The sequence below is a fragment of the Aurantimonas sp. DM33-3 genome (genome assembly GCF_014334315.1).
GTDB classification, from domain to species: Bacteria; Pseudomonadota; Alphaproteobacteria; order Rhizobiales; family Rhizobiaceae; genus Aurantimonas; species Aurantimonas coralicida.
Genome location: NZ_JACSGS010000005.1, coordinates 34504 through 56291, shown reverse-complemented (window position 1 = coordinate 56291; position 21788 = coordinate 34504). Strand labels below are relative to the sequence as shown.

At 68.6% G+C, this 21788-nt stretch carries 21 protein-coding genes; 16 read left to right on the top strand and 5 right to left on the bottom strand.

Translation table 11 applies throughout. The annotated features are described in order from the left end of the window. Window positions 1-5 precede the first annotated feature (5 nt). The 3 genes from H9Q09_RS08790 to H9Q09_RS08780 are packed head-to-tail and all read left to right on the top strand — an operon-like array spanning window position 6 to window position 2956. Entirely contained in the window at window positions 6-1130 is a 1125-nt protein-coding gene (locus tag H9Q09_RS08790) for a Gfo/Idh/MocA family oxidoreductase (protein WP_187390728.1), read from the top strand. A 10-nt stretch (window positions 1131-1140) separates the two neighbouring features. Beyond that, window positions 1141-2142, top strand: coding sequence for an inositol 2-dehydrogenase (gene iolG / locus H9Q09_RS08785; protein WP_187390727.1), 1002 nt, complete (start codon window positions 1141-1143; stop codon window positions 2140-2142). A gap of 28 nt (window positions 2143-2170) precedes the next feature. Continuing rightward, the gene (locus H9Q09_RS08780) at window positions 2171-2956 is read left to right on the top strand and encodes a TIM barrel protein (protein ID WP_187390726.1); all 786 of its coding nucleotides are present in this window, start codon (window positions 2171-2173) and stop codon (window positions 2954-2956) included. On the opposite strand, the gene H9Q09_RS08775 is transcribed toward H9Q09_RS08780, so the two are convergent. Next, complete coding sequence (locus tag H9Q09_RS08775) at window positions 2957-3817, bottom strand: DMT family transporter (protein WP_187390725.1); 861 nt, start codon at window positions 3815-3817, stop codon at window positions 2957-2959. A gap of 165 nt (window positions 3818-3982) precedes the next feature. On the opposite strand from H9Q09_RS08775, the gene H9Q09_RS08770 reads away from it, so the two are divergent. From H9Q09_RS08770 to H9Q09_RS08715, 12 genes are all read left to right on the top strand, one after another. After that, the gene (locus H9Q09_RS08770; protein ID WP_187390869.1) at window positions 3983-5341 is read left to right on the top strand and encodes a PLP-dependent aminotransferase family protein; all 1359 of its coding nucleotides are present in this window, start codon (window positions 3983-3985) and stop codon (window positions 5339-5341) included. A gap of 264 nt (window positions 5342-5605) precedes the next feature. Continuing rightward, window positions 5606-6406: an alpha/beta fold hydrolase gene (locus H9Q09_RS08765; RefSeq protein WP_187390724.1), complete on the top strand. Its 801-nt coding sequence runs from the start codon at window positions 5606-5608 to the stop codon at window positions 6404-6406. Between the two features lie 153 nt (window positions 6407-6559). Continuing rightward, window positions 6560-6946, top strand: coding sequence for a cupin domain-containing protein (locus H9Q09_RS08760; RefSeq protein ID WP_024350140.1), 387 nt, complete (start codon window positions 6560-6562; stop codon window positions 6944-6946). A gap of 82 nt (window positions 6947-7028) precedes the next feature. Continuing rightward, on the top strand, window positions 7029-7979 hold the full coding sequence (locus H9Q09_RS08755; RefSeq protein ID WP_187390723.1) for a 3-hydroxyacyl-CoA dehydrogenase: 951 nt from the start codon (window positions 7029-7031) through the stop codon (window positions 7977-7979). Window positions 7980-7981: 2 nt separating this feature from the next. Then, window positions 7982-8779: an aspartate dehydrogenase gene (locus tag H9Q09_RS08750; RefSeq protein WP_210315281.1), complete on the top strand. Its 798-nt coding sequence runs from the start codon at window positions 7982-7984 to the stop codon at window positions 8777-8779. 68 nt (window positions 8780-8847) lie between these two features. After that, window positions 8848-9039 carry a hypothetical protein gene (locus H9Q09_RS08745; protein ID WP_187390721.1) on the top strand — a complete coding sequence of 64 codons (192 nt, stop codon included), beginning with the start codon at window positions 8848-8850 and terminating at the stop codon, window positions 9037-9039. 204 nt (window positions 9040-9243) lie between these two features. Next, on the top strand, window positions 9244-9942 hold the full coding sequence (locus H9Q09_RS08740) for a DUF2848 domain-containing protein (RefSeq protein WP_187390720.1): 699 nt from the start codon (window positions 9244-9246) through the stop codon (window positions 9940-9942). A 386-nt stretch (window positions 9943-10328) separates the two neighbouring features. Further along, window positions 10329-11207 (top strand): aspartate/glutamate racemase family protein, encoded by an 879-nt coding sequence (locus tag H9Q09_RS08735; protein ID WP_187390719.1) that lies wholly within the window; start codon window positions 10329-10331, stop codon window positions 11205-11207. Beyond that, entirely contained in the window at window positions 11204-12241 is a 1038-nt protein-coding gene (locus H9Q09_RS08730) for a TRAP transporter substrate-binding protein (protein WP_024350134.1), read from the top strand. Before H9Q09_RS08735 ends, H9Q09_RS08730 begins: the two co-directional genes overlap by 4 nt. Before the next feature lie 91 nt (window positions 12242-12332). Further along, window positions 12333-12887, top strand: coding sequence for a TRAP transporter small permease (locus H9Q09_RS08725; RefSeq protein ID WP_024350133.1), 555 nt, complete (start codon window positions 12333-12335; stop codon window positions 12885-12887). A gap of 42 nt (window positions 12888-12929) precedes the next feature. After that, window positions 12930-14237 (top strand): TRAP transporter large permease, encoded by a 1308-nt coding sequence (locus H9Q09_RS08720; RefSeq protein ID WP_187390718.1) that lies wholly within the window; start codon window positions 12930-12932, stop codon window positions 14235-14237. Window positions 14238-14242: 5 nt separating this feature from the next. After that, window positions 14243-15652, top strand: a complete 1410-nt coding sequence (locus tag H9Q09_RS08715; RefSeq protein WP_187390717.1) for an amidase — start codon at window positions 14243-14245, stop codon at window positions 15650-15652. Here the strand turns inward: H9Q09_RS08715 and H9Q09_RS08710 are convergent. After that, the gene (locus H9Q09_RS08710; protein ID WP_187390716.1) at window positions 15598-16434 is read right to left on the bottom strand and encodes a 2-keto-4-pentenoate hydratase; all 837 of its coding nucleotides are present in this window, start codon (window positions 16432-16434) and stop codon (window positions 15598-15600) included. The genes H9Q09_RS08715 and H9Q09_RS08710 overlap by 55 nt on opposite strands. 128 nt (window positions 16435-16562) lie before the next feature. Here H9Q09_RS08710 and H9Q09_RS08705 point away from each other — a divergent pair, with 128 nt between their 5' ends. After that, window positions 16563-17273 carry a GntR family transcriptional regulator gene (locus H9Q09_RS08705; RefSeq protein ID WP_187390715.1) on the top strand — a complete coding sequence of 237 codons (711 nt, stop codon included), beginning with the start codon at window positions 16563-16565 and terminating at the stop codon, window positions 17271-17273. A gap of 86 nt (window positions 17274-17359) precedes the next feature. Here H9Q09_RS08705 and H9Q09_RS08700 read toward each other — a convergent pair whose 3' ends face one another. The 3 genes from H9Q09_RS08700 to H9Q09_RS08690 are packed head-to-tail and all read right to left on the bottom strand — an operon-like array spanning window position 17360 to window position 21703. Beyond that, window positions 17360-19168: an ABC transporter ATP-binding protein gene (locus H9Q09_RS08700; RefSeq protein ID WP_246716068.1), complete on the bottom strand. Its 1809-nt coding sequence runs from the start codon at window positions 19166-19168 to the stop codon at window positions 17360-17362. Continuing rightward, window positions 19165-20109 carry an acetamidase/formamidase family protein gene (locus H9Q09_RS08695; RefSeq protein ID WP_187390714.1) on the bottom strand — a complete coding sequence of 315 codons (945 nt, stop codon included), beginning with the start codon at window positions 20107-20109 and terminating at the stop codon, window positions 19165-19167. Before H9Q09_RS08695 ends, H9Q09_RS08700 begins: the two co-directional genes overlap by 4 nt. After that, window positions 20099-21703: an ABC transporter substrate-binding protein gene (locus H9Q09_RS08690; RefSeq protein WP_246716082.1), complete on the bottom strand. Its 1605-nt coding sequence runs from the start codon at window positions 21701-21703 to the stop codon at window positions 20099-20101. The genes H9Q09_RS08695 and H9Q09_RS08690 overlap by 11 nt, the downstream gene beginning before the upstream one ends. Window positions 21704-21788 lie beyond the last annotated feature (85 nt).

Below are 21788 nucleotides of genomic sequence, written 5' to 3'. Positions count from 1 at the left end.
AGTCGATGGTGGTGGGTCTTGGTCTCATCGGGACCGGCTTCATGGGCAAGGCCCATGCGCTGGCCTATGGGGCGGCACGCGCGGTGTTCGGCGACGTGCCGGCGGTCCGCATGGCATGCCTGTGCGACGCCGAGCCCGCACGCGCAAGGGCGTTCGCCGATCAGTTCGGCTTCGCGGCGGCGACGTCAGACTGGCGGACCGTCATTGCCGACCCGGCGGTCGATCTGGTCTCGATCACCACGCCCAACGCCCTGCATCGCGACATGGCCCTCGCGGCGATCGCGGCGGGCAAGGCCGTCCATTGCGAAAAGCCGCTGGCGCTGACGCTGGCCGACGCACAGGCCATGGCGACGGCGGCCGACGCAGCCGGGGTCGCCACGCTCGTCGGCTACAATTACGTCCACAACCCCGCCTTCACCCATGCCTGCCGGCTGATCGCCGAGGGCGTCATCGGCAAGCCGGTCCATTTCCGCGGCTGGGTGGACGAGGATTACCAGGCTGACGGCGATCTCGCCTGGACATGGCGCGCCCGGCGGGCCGATGCCGGGCTCGGCGCGCTCGGCGATCTCGGCTGCCACCTCGTCTCCATGGCGGTCGCATTGATGGGGCCGATCGCGAGCCTGATCGCCGACACCCAGATCGTCCATGCGACGCGGCCCATGCCCGACGGCTCCGGCGACGCCGCCGTCGAGAACGAGGACACGGCCTCGGCCATCGTGCGTTTCGCCAGCGGGGCGCAGGGGACATTGTGCACCTCGCGCGCCGCCTGGGGCCGCAAGAACCGCCTCGACTGGGAGGTGCACGGCACGCGCGGCACGCTTCTCTTCAGCCAGGAGCGGCTGAACGAATTGCAGCTCTATGTGAACGAGGGCCCGGCCGGCCGCCAGGGCTTCCGCACCATCCTCACCGGTCCCGCGCACGCGCCCTACGGCGCCTTCTGCCCGGCGCCCGGACACCAGCTCGGCTTCGGCGACCTCAAGACCATCGAGGCGGCCAGCATGCTGCGCGCGCTTGCCGGCGGACCGCCGGCCCGGCCGAACTTCACCGACGCCCTCGCCTACGAGGCCGTCATCCACGCCATCGACGACGCCAGCCGGACCGGTCAGCGCGTCACGCTCCAGACCTCCTGAGGACATTGCCATGAAAGTCGCACTCTTCGGCGCCGGCCGCATCGGCAAGGTGCATGCTGCCTCGATCCGCATGGACCGGCGCTGCGAACTCGTCGCCGTCACCGACGTGATGAGCGATGCCGCCGACGCGCTGGCGGCCGAGTACGGCATCGCCGCGCGGCAGGCCGACGACATCCTCGCCGACGCCAGCATCGACGCCATCCTCGTCGCCTCCTCCACCAACACCCATGCCGATCTGATCGAGAGGGGCATCGCGGCGGGCAAGGCGGTGTTCTGCGAAAAGCCGATCGACCTCGATCTGCAACGCGCGCTCCGGGTCAAGAAGGCCGTCGCCGCGGCTGGCCGGCCGGTGATGATGGGCTTCAACCGGCGGTTCGATCCGAACTTCTCGGCCCTGCGCGACGCCTTCGTCGCCGGCGAGATCGGCAAGGGCGAGCTGCTGGCGGTCACCTCCTACGATCCGGCGCCGCCGCCCGTTTCCTACATCAAGGTCTCCGGCGGCCTCTTCCGGGACATGATGATCCACGATTTCGACATGTGCGCCTGGCTGTTCGGCATGCCCGAGACGGTGACGGCGACGGGCTCCTGCCTCGTCGACAAGGAGATCGGCGCGGCCGGCGACATCGATACGGCGGTCGTGGTGCTCGGCTATGCGGACGGGCGCATCGCGACGATCCGCAATTCGCGCCGGGCCGTCTATGGCTACGACCAGCGGGTGGAAATGCTCGGCTCCAACGGCATGCTCGAGGCGCAGAACGTCGCCGAGAACACCGTCGCCAAGTCCACCACGGCCGGCGTCGTCTCGGCCAAGCCGGTCTATTTCTTCCTCGAACGCTACATGCGCGCCTATGCGATCGAATGGTCGCGCTTCGTCGACAGCGTCGTCGATGGCGCGCCGCTGGCGGCCACCGTCGATGACGGCGTCAACGCCCTCGCCCTGGCGGAAGCCGCTAACATCTCCTTTGCCGAAAACCGCCGCGTCGCCATCACCGCCGCGATGACCGGCCATTGACCGCGACGCGGCAGGACAGGATCGCGACATGACCCGTGGACCGTTTCGACTGGCCGCCTGCGCCGAGATGATCTGGCGGGACCGGCCGATGGAATGGCGGCTGCAGCGCCTGACCGAACGCGGCCTCGCCGTCGGTCTGTGGAACTGGCCGGACCATGATCTGGCCATGCTGGAGCGCTCAGGCGCGGCCTTCTCGATCATGAACGGCTATCTGCGCGGCCGCCTTGCCGACGACGAGGGCGCGGCCGAACTCCTCGCCACCGCCCGCGAGACCGCCGATGTCGGCAAGCGGCTTGGCGTCGCGCGCCTCAATCTGCACGGCACGGGGCTCGGTGATGGCGGCCTGCCGGTGGTGCCCAGCGAGACGATGACCGGGGCCATGTGGCTGAAAGCCCGCGACACGCTGGCGAGGATCGCCGACCTCGCCGACGAGATGGACGTCGTCTTCACGCTGGAAAATCTCAACCTGCCGGTCGATCACCCCGGCGTTCCCTTTGCCCGGGCGCAGGACACGCTGGCGCTGGTCGCGGCCATCGACCGGCCGGGCCTGCGGCTGAACCTCGACCTCTATCATGCCCAGATCGGCGAGGGGAATCTGATCGAACTCTGCCGCAGCGCCCTGCCCTATATCGGCGAAATCCAGGTGGCCGACGTGCCCGGCCGCATGGAGCCCGGCACCGGCGAGATCGCCTATGACCACGTTGCCCACGCCCTCGCCGCCATGGGCTATCGCGGTCCGGTGACGATGGAGGCCTTTGCCAGCGGCGACCCCGACGCCGCCCTCGACGCCTTCGAGCGTGCCTTCACGCTCTGATCAGGAAAAGCGTCGGGCGCCGGCGACGCACGCGACCACCAGGGCCGAGGCACCGATCATCGTCCAGGCGACCGGCTCGCCCAGGAGCAGGCCGGCCAGCGCCAGGCCGAAGAAGGGCTGCAGCAACTGCAATTGCCCGACGCCCGCGACCCCGCCCAGCGCAAGGCCGCGATACCAGAAGACGAAGCCGACCAGCATCGAGAAGACTGACACATAGGCAAGGCCCGCCCAGGCCGGCGCGGCGATGTCCGCGAAACTTGCGGGCCAAGAGACAGCGGCGATCGCCGCCATGACCGGCAGGGCGAAGACGAGGGCCCAGGAGATCACCTGCCAGCCCCCGAGGCGGCGGGACAGCGCGGCGCCCTCGGCATAGCCGAGCCCGCACAGGACGATCGCCGTGATCATCAGAAGATCCCCCGCCAGCGAGCCCGCACCGTCCTGTGCGAGAGCAAAGCCCGCCACCGCCGCCGCCCCGACCACCGGGAACAGCCAGAAGGCCGGCCGCGGCCGCTCGCCGCCTCGCAGCGCGGCGAAGATCGCGGTCATCAGCGGCAGCAGGCCGATGAAGACGATCGAATGGGCCGCCGTCACATGCTGGAGCGCCAGCGCCGTCAGCAGCGGAAAGCCGACCACCACGCCCGCGGCGACGATGACCAGCGGCAGGGCATCGGCGATAACCGGCCGCCTCTGGCGGAGCAGGAGCAGCAACAGCGTGGCGATGACCGCGGCAATAACCGCCCGGGTCGAGGTCAGGAACAAGGGCGTGAACCCGCCAACGGCAACGCGGGTCGCCGGCAGCGAGCCGCTGAAGATGATGACGCCGAGGAGCCCGCTGCCCCAGCCCGCTGTCGTTCGATCCATGAAAAAGCTCCGCCCGTTTGCCCGCGTCCTTGTAGGTCCACCCGGTCTGGCGCCGGTAGCGACAATCCCCTACAATTTCTCCGAACTGTATGGGTTACGGAGGCCGCACACTTGGGCGTTTCCAACCACGCGACCGGATCTGGAACGACCCGCACCGTGGCTTTGATGGACGAGATCCGGCGGCGCCTGGCGAGCCGCAGCCTGACGGCCGGCGAGAAGCTGCCGTCGGTGCGCGCCTTCGCCCGCACCATGGGCGTTTCCCCATCGACCGTCGTCGAAGCCTATGACCGGCTGGCCGCCGAGGGGCTGATCCGGTCGCGGCCGGGCTCCGGCTTCTATGCGGCGGCCGGCACGGCGCCGCCGCTGGCGCTGGCCGAAATCGCGCCGCGGGCCGAACGGGACATCGACCCGCTTTGGGTGTCGCGCCAGTCGCTGGACGCCCATCCCAACACGTTGCGCCCCGGCTGCGGCTGGCTGCCGGCGGACTGGATGCCGAACGAAGCGGTACGCCGCGCCCTGCGCAAGCTCGCCCGGGCCGACGCCGCCATCCTGTCCGACTATGGCGGCACCCGCGGTTCGCTGCCGCTGCGCCAGCACCTGGCCCGGCAGTTCGCGGCGGAGGGCATCGCGGCTGGGGCCGACCAGATCCTGCTCACCGGATCGGGCACCCAGGCCCTCGACCTTCTGTGCCGGTTCTTCCTGCAGCCGGGCGACACCGTGCTTCTCGACGATCCCTGCTACTTCAATTTCCAGGCCCTGCTGCGCGCCCATCGCGTGCGGATCGTCAGCGTGCCGCAGACGCCGAGCGGGCCGGACCCGGTGGCCTTCGCGGCCGTGGTCGCGGTCCATCGCCCAAGGCTCTATGTCACCAATTCGGCGATCCACAACCCGACCGGCGCGACGCTCTCGCCGCAGACCGCCCACCGGATCCTGACCCTTGCGGCGGCTGAGGACATGATCATCGTCGAGGACGACATCTTCGCCGATTTCGAACCGGAGCCCTCACCGCGTTTCGCCGCTCTGGATGGGCTCGACCGCGTGGTGCGGATCGGCAGCTTCTCCAAGACCCTCTCGGCCTCGGTGCGATGCGGCTATATCGCGGCGCGGCCCGACTGGATCGACGGGCTGGTGGACCTGCAGGTCGCGACGCATTTCGGCAGCGCCAGTCCGGTCGCCGCCGGGATCGTCCATGCCGCCCTCGGCGACGGCAGCTATCGCAAGCACATGAGCGCGCTGCGGGCGCGCCTCGCCCGGCGGCAGAAGCAGACCATCGCGGCGCTCGGCGCCCTCGGTATCACACCCTGGACTCTCCCCCGCGGCGGCTTTGCGCTGTGGTGCCGGCTGCCGGACGGGGCGGGCGCCTCCGAACTCGCGCGGCACGCCCTACGGGACGGAGTGCTGCTGGCCCCCGGCAATGTCTTCAGCGTCGCCCGGACCGCCCCCGACATGATGCGCATCAACGTCGCCCAGATGGAAGACAAGGTGATCGCGGTGCTCGAGGCCTCGCTTGCAAGCCGGCGGTGAGAAGGATGCCGTAGCAACTCCGGGCCTCGCTGGAGACGCGGCAGCCAGCCCTTGGTCCACGACCGCCTGTGCATCTTCCTGTCTGGCGCTGTCCGGATGCCCAGAATCGTCTACGGTCGAGCCGCCAGACGCCAATGACGGACCCTTCCCGATGATCTGTGAAGAACGCGACGACCATATCCGGCCGGGCAAGCCCGGCGCCTGCTGCCTCATCGAGCGCCAGAACACGCGGATCCTCGTCCCCACGGACTTCTCGCCGCTGCAATGAGCGACTTTTCCGTCTCCACCGCCGATGGCGCCGTCCTCAAGGCCAGCCGCGAGGGCGCCGGCGCGCCGCTCGTCCTGGTCAGCGGGCTCGGCGGCACGGCCGGGTTCTGGGCGCCGGTCGCAGCAAGACTGCGCGACCGCTTCGAAATCCTCACCTTCGACCAGCGCGGCATCGGCGCCTCGACGCGGGGTACGGCCGAAACGGACATCGCGCAACTGGCCGATGACGTTCAGGCGGTGCTCGACGCCGCCGGGATCGAGGCGGCGACCATCGTCGGCCACTCGACCGGCGGCTGCATCACCCAGAGCCTGGCAGCACGGGCACCGGAGCGGGTAACCGGCCTCGGGCTCAGCGCCACATGGCTGCGGCCCAGCCGCTACATGACGGCCCTGTTCCGGACCCGCCTCGACCTGTTGCGCCACGACCCCGTCGCCTACACCGCCACGGCGACGCTGATCTCCTATGCACCGGAATGGCTGGAGGCCAACTGGTCGGCCTATGAGCGGGCGGTGGCGAAGGCCCCAACAAGCGACACGGCCCGGCAAATCGTCGCCGAGCGGATCGAGGCATTGCTTGCCTTCGACGGCAGCGCATCGGTGTCGCAACTGACGATGCCCGCGATGATCATTGGCGCTGCGGACGACATGATCGTGCCCGCCTTCCTGCAGCGCGATCTGGCGACGGCACTGCCGGCAGCCCCCCTGACCCTTCTGCCCGAGGGCGGCCATTTCTTTCCGGCCTCGCAGACCGACGCCTTCGTGACCGCCGTCGCGGACTGGGCCGCCGGCCTTCGATGACCCGGCCCAGTCCCGGATCCCACCCGGCTTTCGCGCACGGCATCGTTTTCTTGCGTGCAGAATGGCAGAACGGGAGGGCGATGGCCGCGCCAACCCGCGTGACGGTGCGGGGCATCCCGCTCGCACGACCCGACACACGAAGGCAGGAATGTCATGCTGATCAAAGACCACAATGACGGCGTCCTCGAGAAATGGCGCGATGGCGTCATGACCCAGATGCGGGTGTCCGCCGTGACCGGCGCGCACCAGATCTGCGTCTTCGAGCAATGGTGCGAAAAGGGCCTCGGCGCGCCGACGCATCATCATGCGGTCGAGGAGATCCTCGAGGTCATGGGCGGCACCGCGGAGATCCATGTCGGCAGCGAGACAGTGGTCGTCACGGCCAACCAGTCTGTGCTGATTCCGGCCGGGGCCCGGCATGGCTTTCGCAATGTCGGCGACGACATCCTGCATGTGCGCGCCACCATCGCCTCGCCGATCTTCGAGGGGCGCTACGAGGACGAGAGCGAGCAGACGCGCCGCTGGGTTCCCGAGTTCTGAACGCCTGCGGCGCCCTTCGGCGCCGCTCCTCCCTGCCCTCAGCGATGCGCTGCCCGCATCGCGACGACGATCGGACGTCCCCATGACCATTGAAAAAGTCGCCATCGCCGGCGCCGGCATCATCGGCGCATCCTGGGCGATCGTCTATGCGCGCAGCGGCCTGCAGGTCGCGATCTACGACCACAGCGCCGAGGGCCGCGCCGCCCTGCCCGGCCGGCTGGCCGAGGCGATCGCCATTTCCGACGCGCTGCTGCGGCCCGGCGAGACCGTCGCCGAGGTGACCGCCCGCATATCGATCCACGACAATCTCGCCGGCGCGGTGGCCGATGCCGATTTCGTCCACGAATGCATTGTCGAGAAGCTCGACGCCAAGGTGGCGATCTTCGCCGAGCTCGACCGCCTGACCGGTCCGGACGCGATCCTCGCCACCACCACGTCGAGCTTCCCGGTGTCGAAATTCGCCTTGGATCTGGCCTGCCGCGACCGCTGCATCGTCGTCCATCCGGCGACCCCGCCGCATCTCCTGCCGGTGACCGAGATCTGCCCGGCACCCTTCACCCGGGCCGACGTGACCGACGCGACCTTCCGCTTCATGGAGGCCTGCGGCCAGACGCCGGTGCACATCAAGCGCGAGATCCCGAGCTTCGTTCTCAACCGCATGCAGGCGGCGCTGGTCGTCGAGATGTTCCGCTGCCTCAACGAGGATCTGATCTCGGCCGAGGATATCGACAAGATCATCAGCCAGGGCTTTGGCCTGCGCTGGGCGTTTCTCGGCCCCTTCGAGGGCGTCGACCTGAACGCCAAGGGCGGCATTCGCCAGTATCTGGAGAATTTCGGCTTCCTGTTCAACGAGATGGCCAACGAGCTGGGCTTCGCCGACGTGGTGACGGACAAATCCATCAACGCGCTCGAGACCTATGCCCGCAACAAGATTCCACTGGACAAGCTGCAGGAGAAGGTCGCCTGGCGCGACCAGTCGATCATCGCGCTGCGCGGGCTGAAGGATGCCCGCGGCACGGTCGACCGGGGTTGAGGATGGTGGCCTCGGACATGCGGCGCATCGGCCTCATCGGTTACGGCGCCGCTGGCCGTTCCTGCGCAAGGCTGCTCGCCGCCGAGGCGGGTTGCCGGGTCATGGTCCTGACCCGCCGGCCCCCGGCGGACGGCATTCCGGAGCGCGTGGCCTTCGCGGCCGATCTCGACGCGCTGATCGCCTGGAAGCCCGACACGATCATCGAAGCCGCCTCGGCGGAGGCCTTCGCCGAGATGGTCCCGCACTGCCTCGACGGCGGTATCGACGTCGTCCCCGCTTCGGTCGGCGCCCTGCAGTCGTCGGAGATGGCCGCACGCATCCATGCCATCTGCAAGCGCAGCGGGGCCCGGCTGATCATCCCCGCCGGCGCCGTCGGCGGGCTCGACTACATCGCCGCCGCCGCTCTGACCGGCGACATCGCCGTGACCTACACCTCCCGCAAGCCGCCCGCCGCCTGGGCCGGCGAACTCGCAGCGCTGGACCTCGCCGATGCCGCCCGCACCGAGCCGGTCACGCTGTTCGAGGGCAGCGCGCCGGACGCGGCGAAGCTTTATCCCAGGAACCTCAATGCCGGGCTGACGATCGCGCTGGCCGCCGGCTTCGAGCGCACGCGGGTTCGGGTCGTCGCCGACCCCGGGGTCACCCGCAACACCCACGAGATCGCGATCACCGGCGCGGCCGGCGACGCCGTCCTGCGGTTCGAGAACCGCGCCTCGCCGGACAATCCCAAGACCTCCGCGATCACCGCCCTCAGCCTCGTCGCCACGGCCCTCCGCCGCTACGCGCCCGTCGGCACCTGACGACCGGTGGCATCCCGGCCCGGTCGCCGGCTACCATGCAATCAGGCGAGACCGAATCGATCGCGGGCTTGGAAGCCGCCACCATGCCCGAGGAACTGCTGTGGCGCTTCCATCATGCCAATGCGCGCCGCCGCTTTACCGCGACCGCGCCGCACCAGGAATCGCTTGCGCTGGAAGCGGTCCCGCCGCCGTCGCGGGAAACCCCGGCGCTTCTGGCCCGGCTGGCGGAGAAGCCGTTCCTGCGCGCATTGCTCCGATAGTACCGGACGGAATTCGCGGCGACGCATGGGCGTTTGCCGCGCCCCGTCCATCTCGGGGCGGTCTGGCACGGGCTTTGCAGGGGAAAGCGGAGCGCCGGGCCGTTCTCGCGGCCCGGCCCGACCGGCGGGATCTGTTGCACTCCCCCTGCAACGGCCTCACCGTTGCGTCTCGTCCCCTCCTCAACCCGCTTTGCAGGTGTTTCCTTGTCCTCAACCCTCAGCTTCGAACGCGTCGGCCACGGCCCGCTGTCGATCACCATCCGCCAGGCCGTCATCGCCGGCTGGACCGGCCGCGACCGCGCGGCGGTCGATCACCACATCGCCGAACTCGCCGCGATCGGCGTCCCGCCGCCGTCCGAAGTGCCGCTGTTCTACCGGATCAGCGCGCAGCTTCTCACCAGCGAGACGGCGATCCAGGTGGTCGATGCCACCTCGTCGGGCGAGGTCGAGCCGCTGCTGATCGACGATGGTGAATGCCTGTATCTGGGTCTCGGCTCCGATCACACCGACCGGGAGCTGGAGAGCCATTCCGTCGCCCTGTCCAAGCAGGTCTGCGCCAAGCCCGTGGCGACCGCGCTCTGGGACTATCGCGACGTTCGCGACCATCTCGACGACATCCTCCTGCGGTCCTTCGTGCGCGACGATCCGGCGGCGGAGTGGACGGCCTATCAGGATGGCGGCGTCGCGACGATCCGGCCGCTGGACCAGCTGATCGCGGCGTGTCCCTTCGCGGCCGGCGACGGGCGGCTGGAACCCGGCACGGCGATGATGTGCGGCACGCTGGGCGTCCTGTCGGGCGGGGTGCGTCCGGCCCGGTTCTTCCGGATGGAGATGCACGATCCGGTCCTCGACCGCACGCTTGTCCATGAATACGAGACCGCCAGTCTTCCCGCAGTGAAATAGGCGCGAGGCTGGCGGCTCCGTACGGGGCGCCAGCCCTTCGTCCGCCACCGCGTTCCGCTGCCTTCACAGCGCGGCCACGCCTGCCGACCATGGGCCACCCGAGTGCCTCGCGCGTTGCCGGCGCGCCCGTGTGGCGGCGGTGATTCCGTCCCGCCCTGCAGGCCTCCTGCGGCATCCACAGCCTCCCGCTGCGTCAGGCCCCGGCACCAAGGCCAAGCCTCCAGACGATGCCACAACCGCCTCCGCGATCGCCCCTCAATTGGGCAGCCTGCAAGAATTTGCGTCAGTGATTGGCGTATATTTCAGCGTTGACAGGGGTTTACACTGAATTCAATTAACAATTGAATGCTGCTCATCGAAAGATGTTGCGGCGAGGGTGAACCCAGTTGACGCAGGCAGTGGCCGCAAGGCCGGACAATCGGAAGGCAGGCGCGCCGCTTCGCATCGGGATGCTGACGCCGTCCTCCAACACCGTTCTCGAACCCTATACGGCCGAGATCCTGCGCCCCTTCGGCGCCGAGGCGAGCGTGCATTTCGGTCGCTTCAGCGTCACCGAGATTTCCATGTCGCAGGGCTCGCAGGCCCAGTTCGACCTCGCCCCGGTCCTCGACGCGGCGCGCCTCCTGGCCGACGCCCGCGTCGACGTCATCGCCTGGAACGGCACTTCCTCGGCCTGGCTCGGCCTGGAGCGCGACGTCGAACTGTGCCGCGAGATCGAAGCGGCGACGGGCATCGCCGCCACGACGACCATGCTGGCCTATGACCGGCTGTTCCGGGCGGCGGGCGTCACGCGCATCGCGCTGGTGACGCCGTATCTCGGCGAGGTCCAGGAGCGGATCGTCGCCAATTACGCCCGCCAGGGCATCGCGGTGGTGGCCGAACGGCACCTGGAAGACCGCGGCAATTTCTCGTTCTGCGAATACACGCCCGAGGCCATCGCCGACTGCGTGCGCGATGTCGCGGCGGCCAGGCCGCAGATGATCGCCATCGTCTGCACGAATTTCCGCGGTGCGCCGGTCGTCGCCGCGCTCGAGCGCGAATGCGGCATTCCGGTCATCGACTCGGTCGCCATCACCGCCTTTGCCACGGCCCGTCTCGTCGGCCTCGACACCGCGCGGATCACCGGCTGGGGCCGGCTGTTCCCGGAGTTTTCCCAGATGACGGACCTGCGGCCAACGCAGGCTTTCGCGACAGGCGTCCCGTCCGCTTCGGGCCCTGACACATCCCCTGCCGGACAGCCGGCATCAACGGAGAGTGCAACATGAAGATCAAAGCCCTGCTTCTTGCCGCCGCCTGCACGGCAGCCCTTGCGGCGCCCGCCCTGTCGCAGACCATCAGCCTGAAGGTGATGGGCCAGCCCTCGTCGACGGGCCTCATCCAGAAGAACTACGAAGCCCCCTTCTTCGAGAACATGGCGGAGAAGACCGGCCTCGACGTCAGCGCCACCTACACGCCGGTCGACGTCACCGGCGTCAAGGACACCGAGCAGCTGCGGCTTCTCAAGAGCGGCCTGTTCGACATCATCTCCCTGCGCATGTCCCAGGTCTCGCGCGACGAGCCGACCATTCTCGGCCTCGACCTCGTCGGCCAGAACCCCGACTATGCCACCGCCAAGAAGGCCGTCGACGCCTTCAGCCCGGTCGTCGACAAGCAGCTGCAGGAGAAGTTCAACACCAAGCTCCTCGGCGTCTGGCCGTTTGGTCCGCAGGTGCTGTTCTGCCAGCCCGACATCGCCAAGCTGTCCGATCTCAGCGGCAACAAGGTCCGCGTCTACGACCAGAGCCTGGCCAATTTCGTGTCCTCGGTCGGCGGAACGCCGGTGCCGCTCGGCTTCTCGGAAGTGCAGCAGTCGCTCGCCCGCGGCGTGATCGACTGCGCGATCACCGGCCCGAGCTCGGCCAACACCGCCGGCTGGCCCGAGGAAACCAGCAACATGCTGCCGATCGCCTTCCAGATCGCGGTGCAGGGCTACGGCATCAACCTCGACACCTGGAACAAGTTCTCCCCGGAAGACCAGGAGAAGCTGCAGGCGGCCTTCGACGGTCTCGTCTCGGAGATCTGGGCCTATTCGGAAGAGATCTTCGAGGACGCCGTGAACTGCAATGTCGGTGAAGAGCCCTGCGAGACGGTGAAGTCCTACGATCTCAAGCTGATCCCGGTCTCCGAGGAAGACAAGGCGACGATGCAGAGCGCGCTGCGCGACATCTCGTTCCCGGGCTGGAAGGAGATCTGCGACAAGGTCAACCCGACCTGCTCGGAAGACTGGCAGAAGACCGTCGGCAAGGCGCTCGGCTTCTAGTCTCCCCTCGCCAACAGAGCGGGCGGCCCGTCGGCCGCCCGGCACCCTGCGGCGATCTCCACGCGCTGCGCTCACCAACGGGGACGGCTCCATGCATCACTTCGCCAGATTCGCCAGCTGGGTCTTCGGCCTGTCGCTTGTCGCGCTGTCCTTCTTCGTGGCGGCCGAGACCGTCGCCCGAAAACTGTTCAACTTCTCCTTCGAAGGCGCCGACGAACTGGGCGGCTATGTCCTTGCCATCGGATCGTCGCTGGCCTTCACGGTCGCCCTGGTCGACCGGGCGCATGTGCGCATCGATTTCCTGCATCGCCGGCTGCCGGCAACGATCCGCTCCATCCTCGACTGGCTGTCGATCGTCTCGCTCGCCCTGTTCGGCCTCTTCCTCGTCTATGTCGGCCGCTTCGTCATCGCCGACACCATCGCCTATGGCAGCGTCGCGCCGACGCCCTGGGCGACGCCGATGATCTATCCCCAGGCCGGCTGGTTCGCCGGCTACGTGCTCTTCGCCTTCGTCGCCGTCGGCCTCGCCCTCTACGCCACCTACCTCCTCCTGCGGGGCCGCCTCGACGCCTTGTCGGAGGCCTTCGATCCGAAGGGGGTGGAGGACGAGATCAAGGAGGAGCTGGACAATGTCCATGCGCGCTGACCGCCTGCCCCGTCCTTCCCTGACCGTTCCGGATTCCCGCCCATGACCGTCTCCGCCGTCCTCATCGGGTTCGTCGCCATGCTGGCCCTGCTCCTGGCCAGCGTGCCCGTGGCCGTGATCATGGTCGTCACAGGCGTCGTCGGCGGCACGCTGCTGTTCGGCTGGCCGCTGGTCCAGTCCATGGGGCCGGTCGCCTGGGGCGTGCAGAACGAGAACGTCCTGACCGCCATCCCGCTGTTCATCCTGCTCGGCGAACTGCTTCTGCGCGGCGGCCTCGCCGACCGGATGTACACCGCCCTCGCCGTCTGGTTCGTTCGGCTGCCCGGCGGGCTGCTACACACCAATATCGGCTCCTGCGCCCTGTTCGCCGCCACCTCCGGCTCGTCCGTCGCCACGGCCGCGACCATCGGCACGGTGTCGCTGCCCAATCTCGACAAGCGCGGCTACAAGCCCAGCCGGTCGCTGGGCTCGCTGGCCGCCGGCGGCACGCTGGGCATTCTCATTCCGCCCAGCGTCAACCTCCTGGTCTACGGTTCGCTCGCCGAAACCTCGATCGGCCAGCTGTTCATCGCCGGCATCGTCCCCGGCATCTTGCTGACGCTCAGCTTCATGATCTTCATCGCCGTCCAGAGCCTGATCGAGGAACACGGCTCCACCGTCGAGCGGGAGCCGCTGCTGCCCCTGCGCGAACGCCTCGCCCTCGCCCGCCATCTGATCCCGCCGCTGATCATCTTCCTGGTCGTCATGGGCTCGATCTATGCCGGCATCGCCACGCCGACGGAATCGGCGGCGCTGGCCGTCGTCGTGGCCATCGGCTTCATCTGGCGGGAGGGCCAGCTGAACTGGCAGGTGATCGACATCTGCTTCCGCCAGTCGGCCAAGACCACCGGCATGATCCTCCTGATCATCACCGCGGCCTTCATGCTCAACGTCACGCTGGCCCTCGGCGGCGCGGCCCAGGCCATGACCCAGTGGGTCGCCTCCTTCGGGCTGTCGGCGACCGGGCTCCTGCTCATCCTGATCGTCTTCTACCTCTTCCTCGGCATGTTCATGGACGTCCTGTCGATGCAGGTCCTCACCATCCCGATCGCCCTGCCGGTGGTCACCGCCGTCGGCGTCGACCCGATCTGGTTCGGCATCTTCGTCGTCCTGATGTGCGAGCTCGGCATGATCACCCCGCCGGTGGGCATGAACCTCTATGTCGTACAGGGCGTGCGAAAGGACGGCGGTCCGTTCACGGACGTGGTCTATGGCGCGTTCCCCTACGCGCTGATCATGATCGCCTTCACCATCCTTCTCATCTTCGCGCCGGACATCGTCCTCTGGCTGCCGCGCAACATGGCGGGTTGAGCGCAATGACCATCTCGGCACCCCCGGCCTGGCGCCTCGACGCCTCGGCGCTGGTCGAAGCGTACCGGCAGGGCGCGAGCGACCCGGTGGCGATCGTCGATCTCTGCCTTGCCCGGATCGCCCGCATCGATCCCTCGCTGAACGCTTTCGTCTGCCTGTCGCCGACGGCGCGGGAGGAGGCCGCCGCCTCGGCCGCGCGCTGGCGAAGCGGCGCACCCATCGGCCCGCTCGACGGCGTGCCGGTCGCCGTGAAGGACAATCTCGTGGTGAAGGGCATGCCCGCCACCTTCGGCAGCCGGCTCTATGCCGGCACCATCGCGGCGCGGGACGAGCTGCCGATCCGGCGTCTCCGGGAGGCCGGTGCGATCGTCATCGGCAAGACGAACACGCCGGAATTCGCCGTCGAGGGCTACACCTCCAACGACCTCTTCGGCGTCACCCGCAATCCGTGGGCGCCGGCGCTGACGCCGGGCGGCTCCAGCGGCGGATCGGTGGCGGCCGTCGCCGCCGGGCTCGTGCCGGTGGCAATCGGCACCGATGGCGGCGGATCGACCCGACGCCCGGCCGCCTATACCGGTCTCGTCGGCCTCAAACCCGGCATCGGCCACGTGCCCCGCGCCGACGGGCTGCCGCAGGTGCTCTTGGATTTCGAGGTGGTCGGCACCTTCACCCGTTCGGCGCGCGACGCGGCGCTGCTCGACAGCGTCCTCGCCGGCCCCGACCGCGCCGATCCGGCCTCGCGCTGTCCGCCAGACGCGCCGGCCGCCGATCGACCGCTCCGCATCCTTTCGGTCGAACGGATCGACGCCAATCCCTGCGACCCGGAGATCGTCACCGCCTTAAACGCCGCGGCGGATGCATTCGCCGCGCTGGGCCACCGGGTCACGCGCAGCGCGCTGCCCTTCGACAGCGCCGGTCTCGCCGCCATCTGGTCGTCGATCGCCGAGATCGGACTGGGGCGCCTTCTGGCCGTCGAGCCCGACTTCGCGGACAAGGTGAACCCTAAATATGTCGCCATGGCCCGGCGCGGCGCGGAACGGTCGGCAAGCGACCTGCTGGCCATCCTCGAAACGGTCGCGGCCCTGCGCCGGCAGGTCTCTGAAGGCTTTGCGGATTTCGACCTGATCCTGATGCCGTCCTGCGCCGCCATGCCCTGGGCGGCCGATACGCCCTTCCCGGACAGGATCGACGGCCACACGGTCGGGCCCCGCGGCCACGCCGTCTATACGGGCTGGGTCAATGCCGCCGGGCTTCCGGCCATCGCCCTGCCCTGCCCGGTCCCGACCGGCACCCTGCCGATCGGCGTGCAGCTGATCGGCGATCGCGGCGCGGAACCGACGCTTCTGGCGCTCGCCGCCGCCTATGAGGAACGCTGTCCATGGGACGATCGCTGGCCGGACATCGCCGCATCCTGACCGTCGCCGGCAGCGGCTTCGACGAAGGCCGTGCGCACGGGACCGAGGCCGGAAATCCAGCCTTCGATCACCGTGCCGGGCGCAACGAAGGGCAGGCCGGACAGGGTTCCGGTGGTCACGATCTGCCCCAGCTGCAGGCCGCCGCAATGATCGCCGACCATCCGGGCAAAGGCCAGGAAGACGGAGAAGGCGTCGCCGCCCGGCACCTTCTGGCGGCCGGTCACGACCTCGCGGCCGTCGAAGGTCAGCCGCACCTCCGGCTCGGTGAGGTCGAGCGTCCCTTCATTCACTTGCGTGCCGAAAACCAGGCCGCCATTGCTCTGGTTGTCGGCCAGCTTGGCCAGCGGCGCGGCGTCCATGAACCCGTCGATGCGGCCATCCACCATCTCGATCACCGCCAGCGGCGTCACGCAATCCCGGGCCAGGGCCTCGAAATCGGCGGTATCGAAGGGCGGCAGGGGGCGATCGAGACGAAAGCCGATTTCCAGCTCGACGCCGCAGGCACCGAGTTCACCGGTCGAGAAGCTGGCACCAGAGGCGCGCAGACCGCCCTCGAGCACCGGCGCTGCGATCACCGGATCGGCGACGCGCTTGCGCCCGGTCTTCCAGGCGGCGACCGGACCGAAGGCCTCGCAGACCAGCTGCTGGACGGCATAGGCACCGTCGGGGCCGATCATGCCGGCCAGCCGGTCGGCCTCACTGCGCGGCATCGGGGCGTGCGAACGCCGGGCTGCGATCAGGGCCGTCGCCAGCGCCTCGGCGGGCGTCGTGTCATCGGCCATCAGCGTACAGCTTCCGGCCGGACGGGCCGCAGCGGGCGGAATGATGGGCTGGCTGACAGCATGCGCAGTTCTCCGAAAGAGCGATGCGCCTACATAGAACCGATCATGCCGGTCGAGAAAGTCCCCCTTTGAGCCCGAACCCCAGCGCCGCCGCCAGTCCTGCCCGCGCCCTCGGCGACAAGCCCCGCAAGGCGCGCATCCGCCGCCATTCGCTGCACCAGGAAGTCGCCGAGACCCTTCGCCAGATGATCATCCATGGCGAGCTGATGCCGGGCGAGAAGGTCCCGGTGGCAAGCCTGTCGGACAGCCTCGGCGTGTCGCCGACGCCCTTGCGGGAAGCGCTGAAGGTGCTAGCCGAGGAACGGCTGGTGGTGATCGAGGTGAACCGCGGCGCAAGGGTCGCCTCCTACACGGCCGAGGAGGCGATCAAGCTGTTCGAGGTCATCGCGGCGGTCGAAAGCCTCGCCGCCGAGCTCGCGACGCGACGAATGAGCGAGACGGAGATCGCCGAGATCGAGGCCGTGCACGCAGCCATGACGGCGGCCTTCCATGCCGATGACAAGGACGTCTATTTCGACCTGAACTCGACGATCCACCAGATGCTGGTGACCGCGAGCGGCAACGAGGAACTGCAATTCGTCCACGAGCGGCTGATGCTGCGGGCCCAGCGCGGCCGCTACATGGCCATTCTCGACGCCAACCGCTGGCTGCAGGCCTTCGAGGAACACGAGGCCCTGATGGCAGCGCTCCGCATCCGCGACAGCGCCGGAGCCGCCGCGATCTGGCGCGTCCATCTCCTCAACACCGGCAAGACCCTCGGCGACGTCCTGCGCCAGTAGCGCGGCACCCTGCCCACACGACGGGTCGCCACCGCGCGCCCTGCGTCGGGCAGCCCCTTCAGCGATCCGATCGATGTCGCCGCGGCTCAGGCCGCGACGAGATGCCCATCGCCGCAATCCTGCAGCATCAGCCGCGACGGCTCGTCGCCGACACGGCGCACCGGGCTCGGGATATCGTGGTCCAGCCGCGGAAAGGCATGCCGCCGCTTCGCGGGATCCGGCACCGGGACCGCCTCGATCAACCGCTGCGTATAGGGGTGCTGCGGGTTGCCGAACACCTGGCCCCGCGTGCCGATCTCGACGATCTGGCCGAGATACATCACCGCCACGCGATCGGAGATGTTCTCCACCACGGCCATGTCGTGCGAGATGAACAGATAGGCGATGCCGAACTCGTCCTGCAGTTCCCGCAGCAATTCCAGCACCCGCGCCTGCACCGACACGTCGAGCGCCGAGACGCTTTCGTCGGCGACGATCAGTTTCGGCCGCAGCGCCAGGGCGCGGGCGATACAGACGCGCTGGCGTTGGCCACCGGAAAATTCGTGCGGATAGCGGCGCATGTCCGACGCGGACAGCCCCACCCGCTCGAACAGGCCGGCGGTGCGGTCATGCCGCTCGGGGCCCTCGGCGATATTGTGGATGAGCATCGGCTCGGCGACGAGGTCGCCGACCGTCATGCGGGGATCGAGCGAGGCGAACGGGTCCTGGAAGATCATCTGGACGTCGCGGCGCAGGGCCTTGGTCTCCCGGCGAGTCAGGCCGGCCATGTTGCGGCCGCCGACGACGATGTCGCCCGAATACGGCACCAGTCCCGCCAGCGCCTTGGCGGTCGTCGACTTGCCGCAGCCCGATTCCCCGACGAGGGACAAGGTCTCGCGATCCCCGACCGAGAAGCTGATCCCCTCCACCGCATGGACGCGCCGGTCGACCCGGCCGAAGAACCCGCCATGGATGTCGAAGCGCACGGAGAGATCGCGGACATCGACCAGCGGCGCCGGAGCCGTGGACGGTTCGGCGGCGGGCGGCGCGACGCGGGCGGCCGCGCGGTCGCGGCCCTGGCCCATGCGTGGCACGGCGGCCAGGAGTTCGCGCGTATAGGCGGCCTGCGGATCGGCGAAGATCGTTGCCGCGGCCCCCGTCTCGACCATGCGGCCGTGGCGCATGATGACGACGCGGTCGGCCATCTCGGCAACGACGCCCATGTCGTGTGTGATCAGGATGATCGCCGTGCCGAGGTCGCGCTGCAGATCCCGCAGCAACTCCAGCACCTCCCCCTGCACGGTGACGTCGAGCGCGGTCGTCGGCTCGTCGGCGATCAGCACGTCGGGGCGCAGGGCCAGCGCCATCGCGATCATCACGCGCTGGCGCATGCCGCCGGACAGTTCGTGGGGATGCTGGGCAAGGCGGCTGGCGGCCTCGGGAATGCGAACGGCATCGAGCGCGGCGATGGCACGGCGGCGTGCCTCGGTGCGACCGACGCTCTCATGGGCCTCGATCGCCTCGATCAACTGCCGGCCGATGGTCAGCACCGGGTTGAGCGAGGTCATCGGCTCCTGGAAGATCATCGCGACGCGCTTGCCGCGCACCCGGCGCATCTCGCCCTCGCCCAGCTGCGCCAGGTCGGTGTCGCCCAGCCGGATCCGGCCGGAAGCGATCCGCGCGCCGGGCTTGGGCAGCAGCCCCATGATCGCCAGCGACGTCATCGACTTGCCGGACCCGGATTCGCCGGCGATGCAGAGCGTCTCGCCGCGGGCGAGTTCGAAGGAAAAATCCGAGACCACGGGCCTCGGCCCGGTCTCGCCACCGACCTCGACGGTCAGTTCCTCGACCCGCAGGATGGCACCGTCCCGCGGCGGCATTTCCCCGCCGCGGGTGTTCTCGACAGGCTGCCTCATTCGAAGACGCAGCGCGGAAAGTAGAAGGAGACGACCCAGTTCGGCATGTCGACGATCTCCGAAATCCGCAGATCCCCGCAGGTCGAGACCAGCATGTAGGCGTCGACCGGATCCATCTGGTAGCGTGCCGAGAGAAGATCGACCATCTGCGCGACGGCCATCTTCGCCCCGGCCATGAGGTCCGGCCCGATCCCGGTCGTCACCTCGTAGCCCTTGGCGTCGAGATGTCGTGTGACCGGTCCCGCGGTGGTGAAACGCGGCATCTGCAGCCGCGCATCCTTCACCAGATCGAGCGTCAGCACCGTGTTCATCGGGCTTTCGATCGCCGTGCCGCAGACTTCGCCGTCACCCTGCGCCGCATGGGTGTCGCCGACGGAGAACAGCGCCCCGGCCACCTCGACCGGCAGGTAGAGCACGGTCCCGGCGGACAGGTCCCGGATGTCGAGATTGCCGCCCATGCGCCGGGGCGGGACGACCGAGTGGAGCCCAGGCTCGGCCGGCGCGCAGCCGATCGTTCCGGCGAAGGGCTTCAACGGCACCTTCCCCTCCTTGCCGAACAGAGCCGGCTCGAGGGTCCCCGGATCGTATTTCCAGATGGTGAGCGCCGGATCCTTGAAGTCGTCCGCCAGGAGGCCGAAGCCCGGAATATTGGCGGTCCAGCCGAAACCCGAGGGCTTGAACGACTCGATGGTGATCTTCAGGGCATCGCCCGGCTCGGCGCCCTCGACGAAGATCGGCCCGGTCACCGGGTTGATCTTGCCGAAATCCAGCGTCTCGACGTCGGCGACGGTGGATCCGGCGGTCAACTGACCGCCGGAGGAATCGAGGCATTCGAATTCGATCGTCGAGCCGGGGGCCACCGTCTGGACCGGCTGGAACGTGTTGTCCCAGCCGAAATGATGGTGGCGACTGTGGATCGTGTAGTCGCAGTTACTGCACATCGTTCACATACACGTAGTCGTAGTTGATCGGGATATGGACCGGGTCGACATAGAGATTGTCGGCCCCGCCCATGCGCGGCGACTTCATGGTGAAGCGCTGTTCGTTGAAGACCGGCACCCACGGCGCGTCGGCCATGATGTCGGTGTAGATCTTCGACCACATCTGCGACCGCTCTTCCTGGCGCGCCGGATCGACGATCGAGTCGGCCTCGGTCGCCCGTTTGTCGAGCTCCTCGTTGCAGTACCACGACCAGTTCCAGCCGCCCGGCACGGCGCCGGCGCAGCCCAGGATCGGGCCGTAGAAGTTGGACGGATCCGGGAAGTCGGCGATCCAGGCCATGCCGCCCGACCAGATCATCGGCGCGGCGTCCTTCTCGCCGCCGGCGGCGATGACATTCGCCTGGGCCAGCGACTGGATCTCGGCCCGAATGCCGATCTGCGACAGATCCTGCTGGATCGCCTGGGCGATGCGTGGGTTCGGGTCGGTGTTCATCACGAAGAGCTCGGTGTCGAACCCGTCCGGGAAGCCGGCCTCGGCGAGCTTGGCCTTCGCCGCGTCCACGTCGTAGGCGTAGCCCTCGTAACTCTCGTCATAGCCGGGCATCGACGGTGGCAGCGGCTGGTTGGCCGGCAGCGCCCGGTTGTTGATCATCTGGACGACGCGGTCCTTGTTGATCGCCATGTTGACCGCCTCGCGAACGCCCTTCTGGTCGAAGGGCGGGATCTCGACGTTCATGGTGATGTAGCCGGTCTGCAGCTGGCCACCCTCGACGACGCGGGCCTTCTGCTCGGGATCGGCCATGACTTCCTGGAACTTGGCCGGCGGGATGCCGTCGCCGGGAATGTCGACCTCGCCGCTCTGCAGACGCAGCAGCGCGACGATCGGCTCCTGGCCGATCTCGAAGGTGATCTGGTCGAGATACGGCAGGCCGTCGCGCCAGTAATGCTCGTTCCGGGTGAACACGACGCGCTGTCCGAGCGCCCATTCGCCGAGCTTGAAGGCGCCGGTGCCCACGGGGTTCTTGCCGAAATCGGCGCCGTGCTCGGCCACCGCTTCCTCGGGAACGACTGAGGCGAAGTTCAGCGCCATGACGTGCAGGAAGGTGGCGTCGGGCCGCGACAGCTTGATCTCGACCGTCGTCGGATCGACCACCGTGACGCCGGACAGGCTGTCCGCCTCGCCGGCCGCCACCGCCTCGTAGCCGTCGATCATGCCGAAGAAGCCGGCGCCGGGGCTCTGCGTCGCGGGGGCGGTCACGCGGTCGAGCGAGAACTTGACGTCCTCGGCGGTCATCTCGCGGCCATTGTGGAACTTGACGCCCGAGCGGAGCTTGAAGGTGAAGGTCTGCCCGTCCTCGGAAATCTCGTAGCTTTCGGCAAGGCCCGGCCGCAGCTCGGTGGTGCCCGGCACGTAATCCATGAGCCCGTCGAACAGGCTCTTGATCATCGACCAGTTCTGCCAGTCATAGCCGATCGCCGGATCGAGCGTAGCGACGTCGTCCTTGTAGGTGATGACGATGTTGCCGCCCTGCTTGGCGTCAGGGTCCGGCGTGGTGGCATCGGCGGCGGGCGCCGTCGCGGCGTCCTGCGCCATGGCCGGCGCTGCCGCCAGCATGAATCCGAGCGCCGATGCGGCGACGGTCGTGGTGAGCCAGGCTTTCATGCGGTCTTCCTTTCCT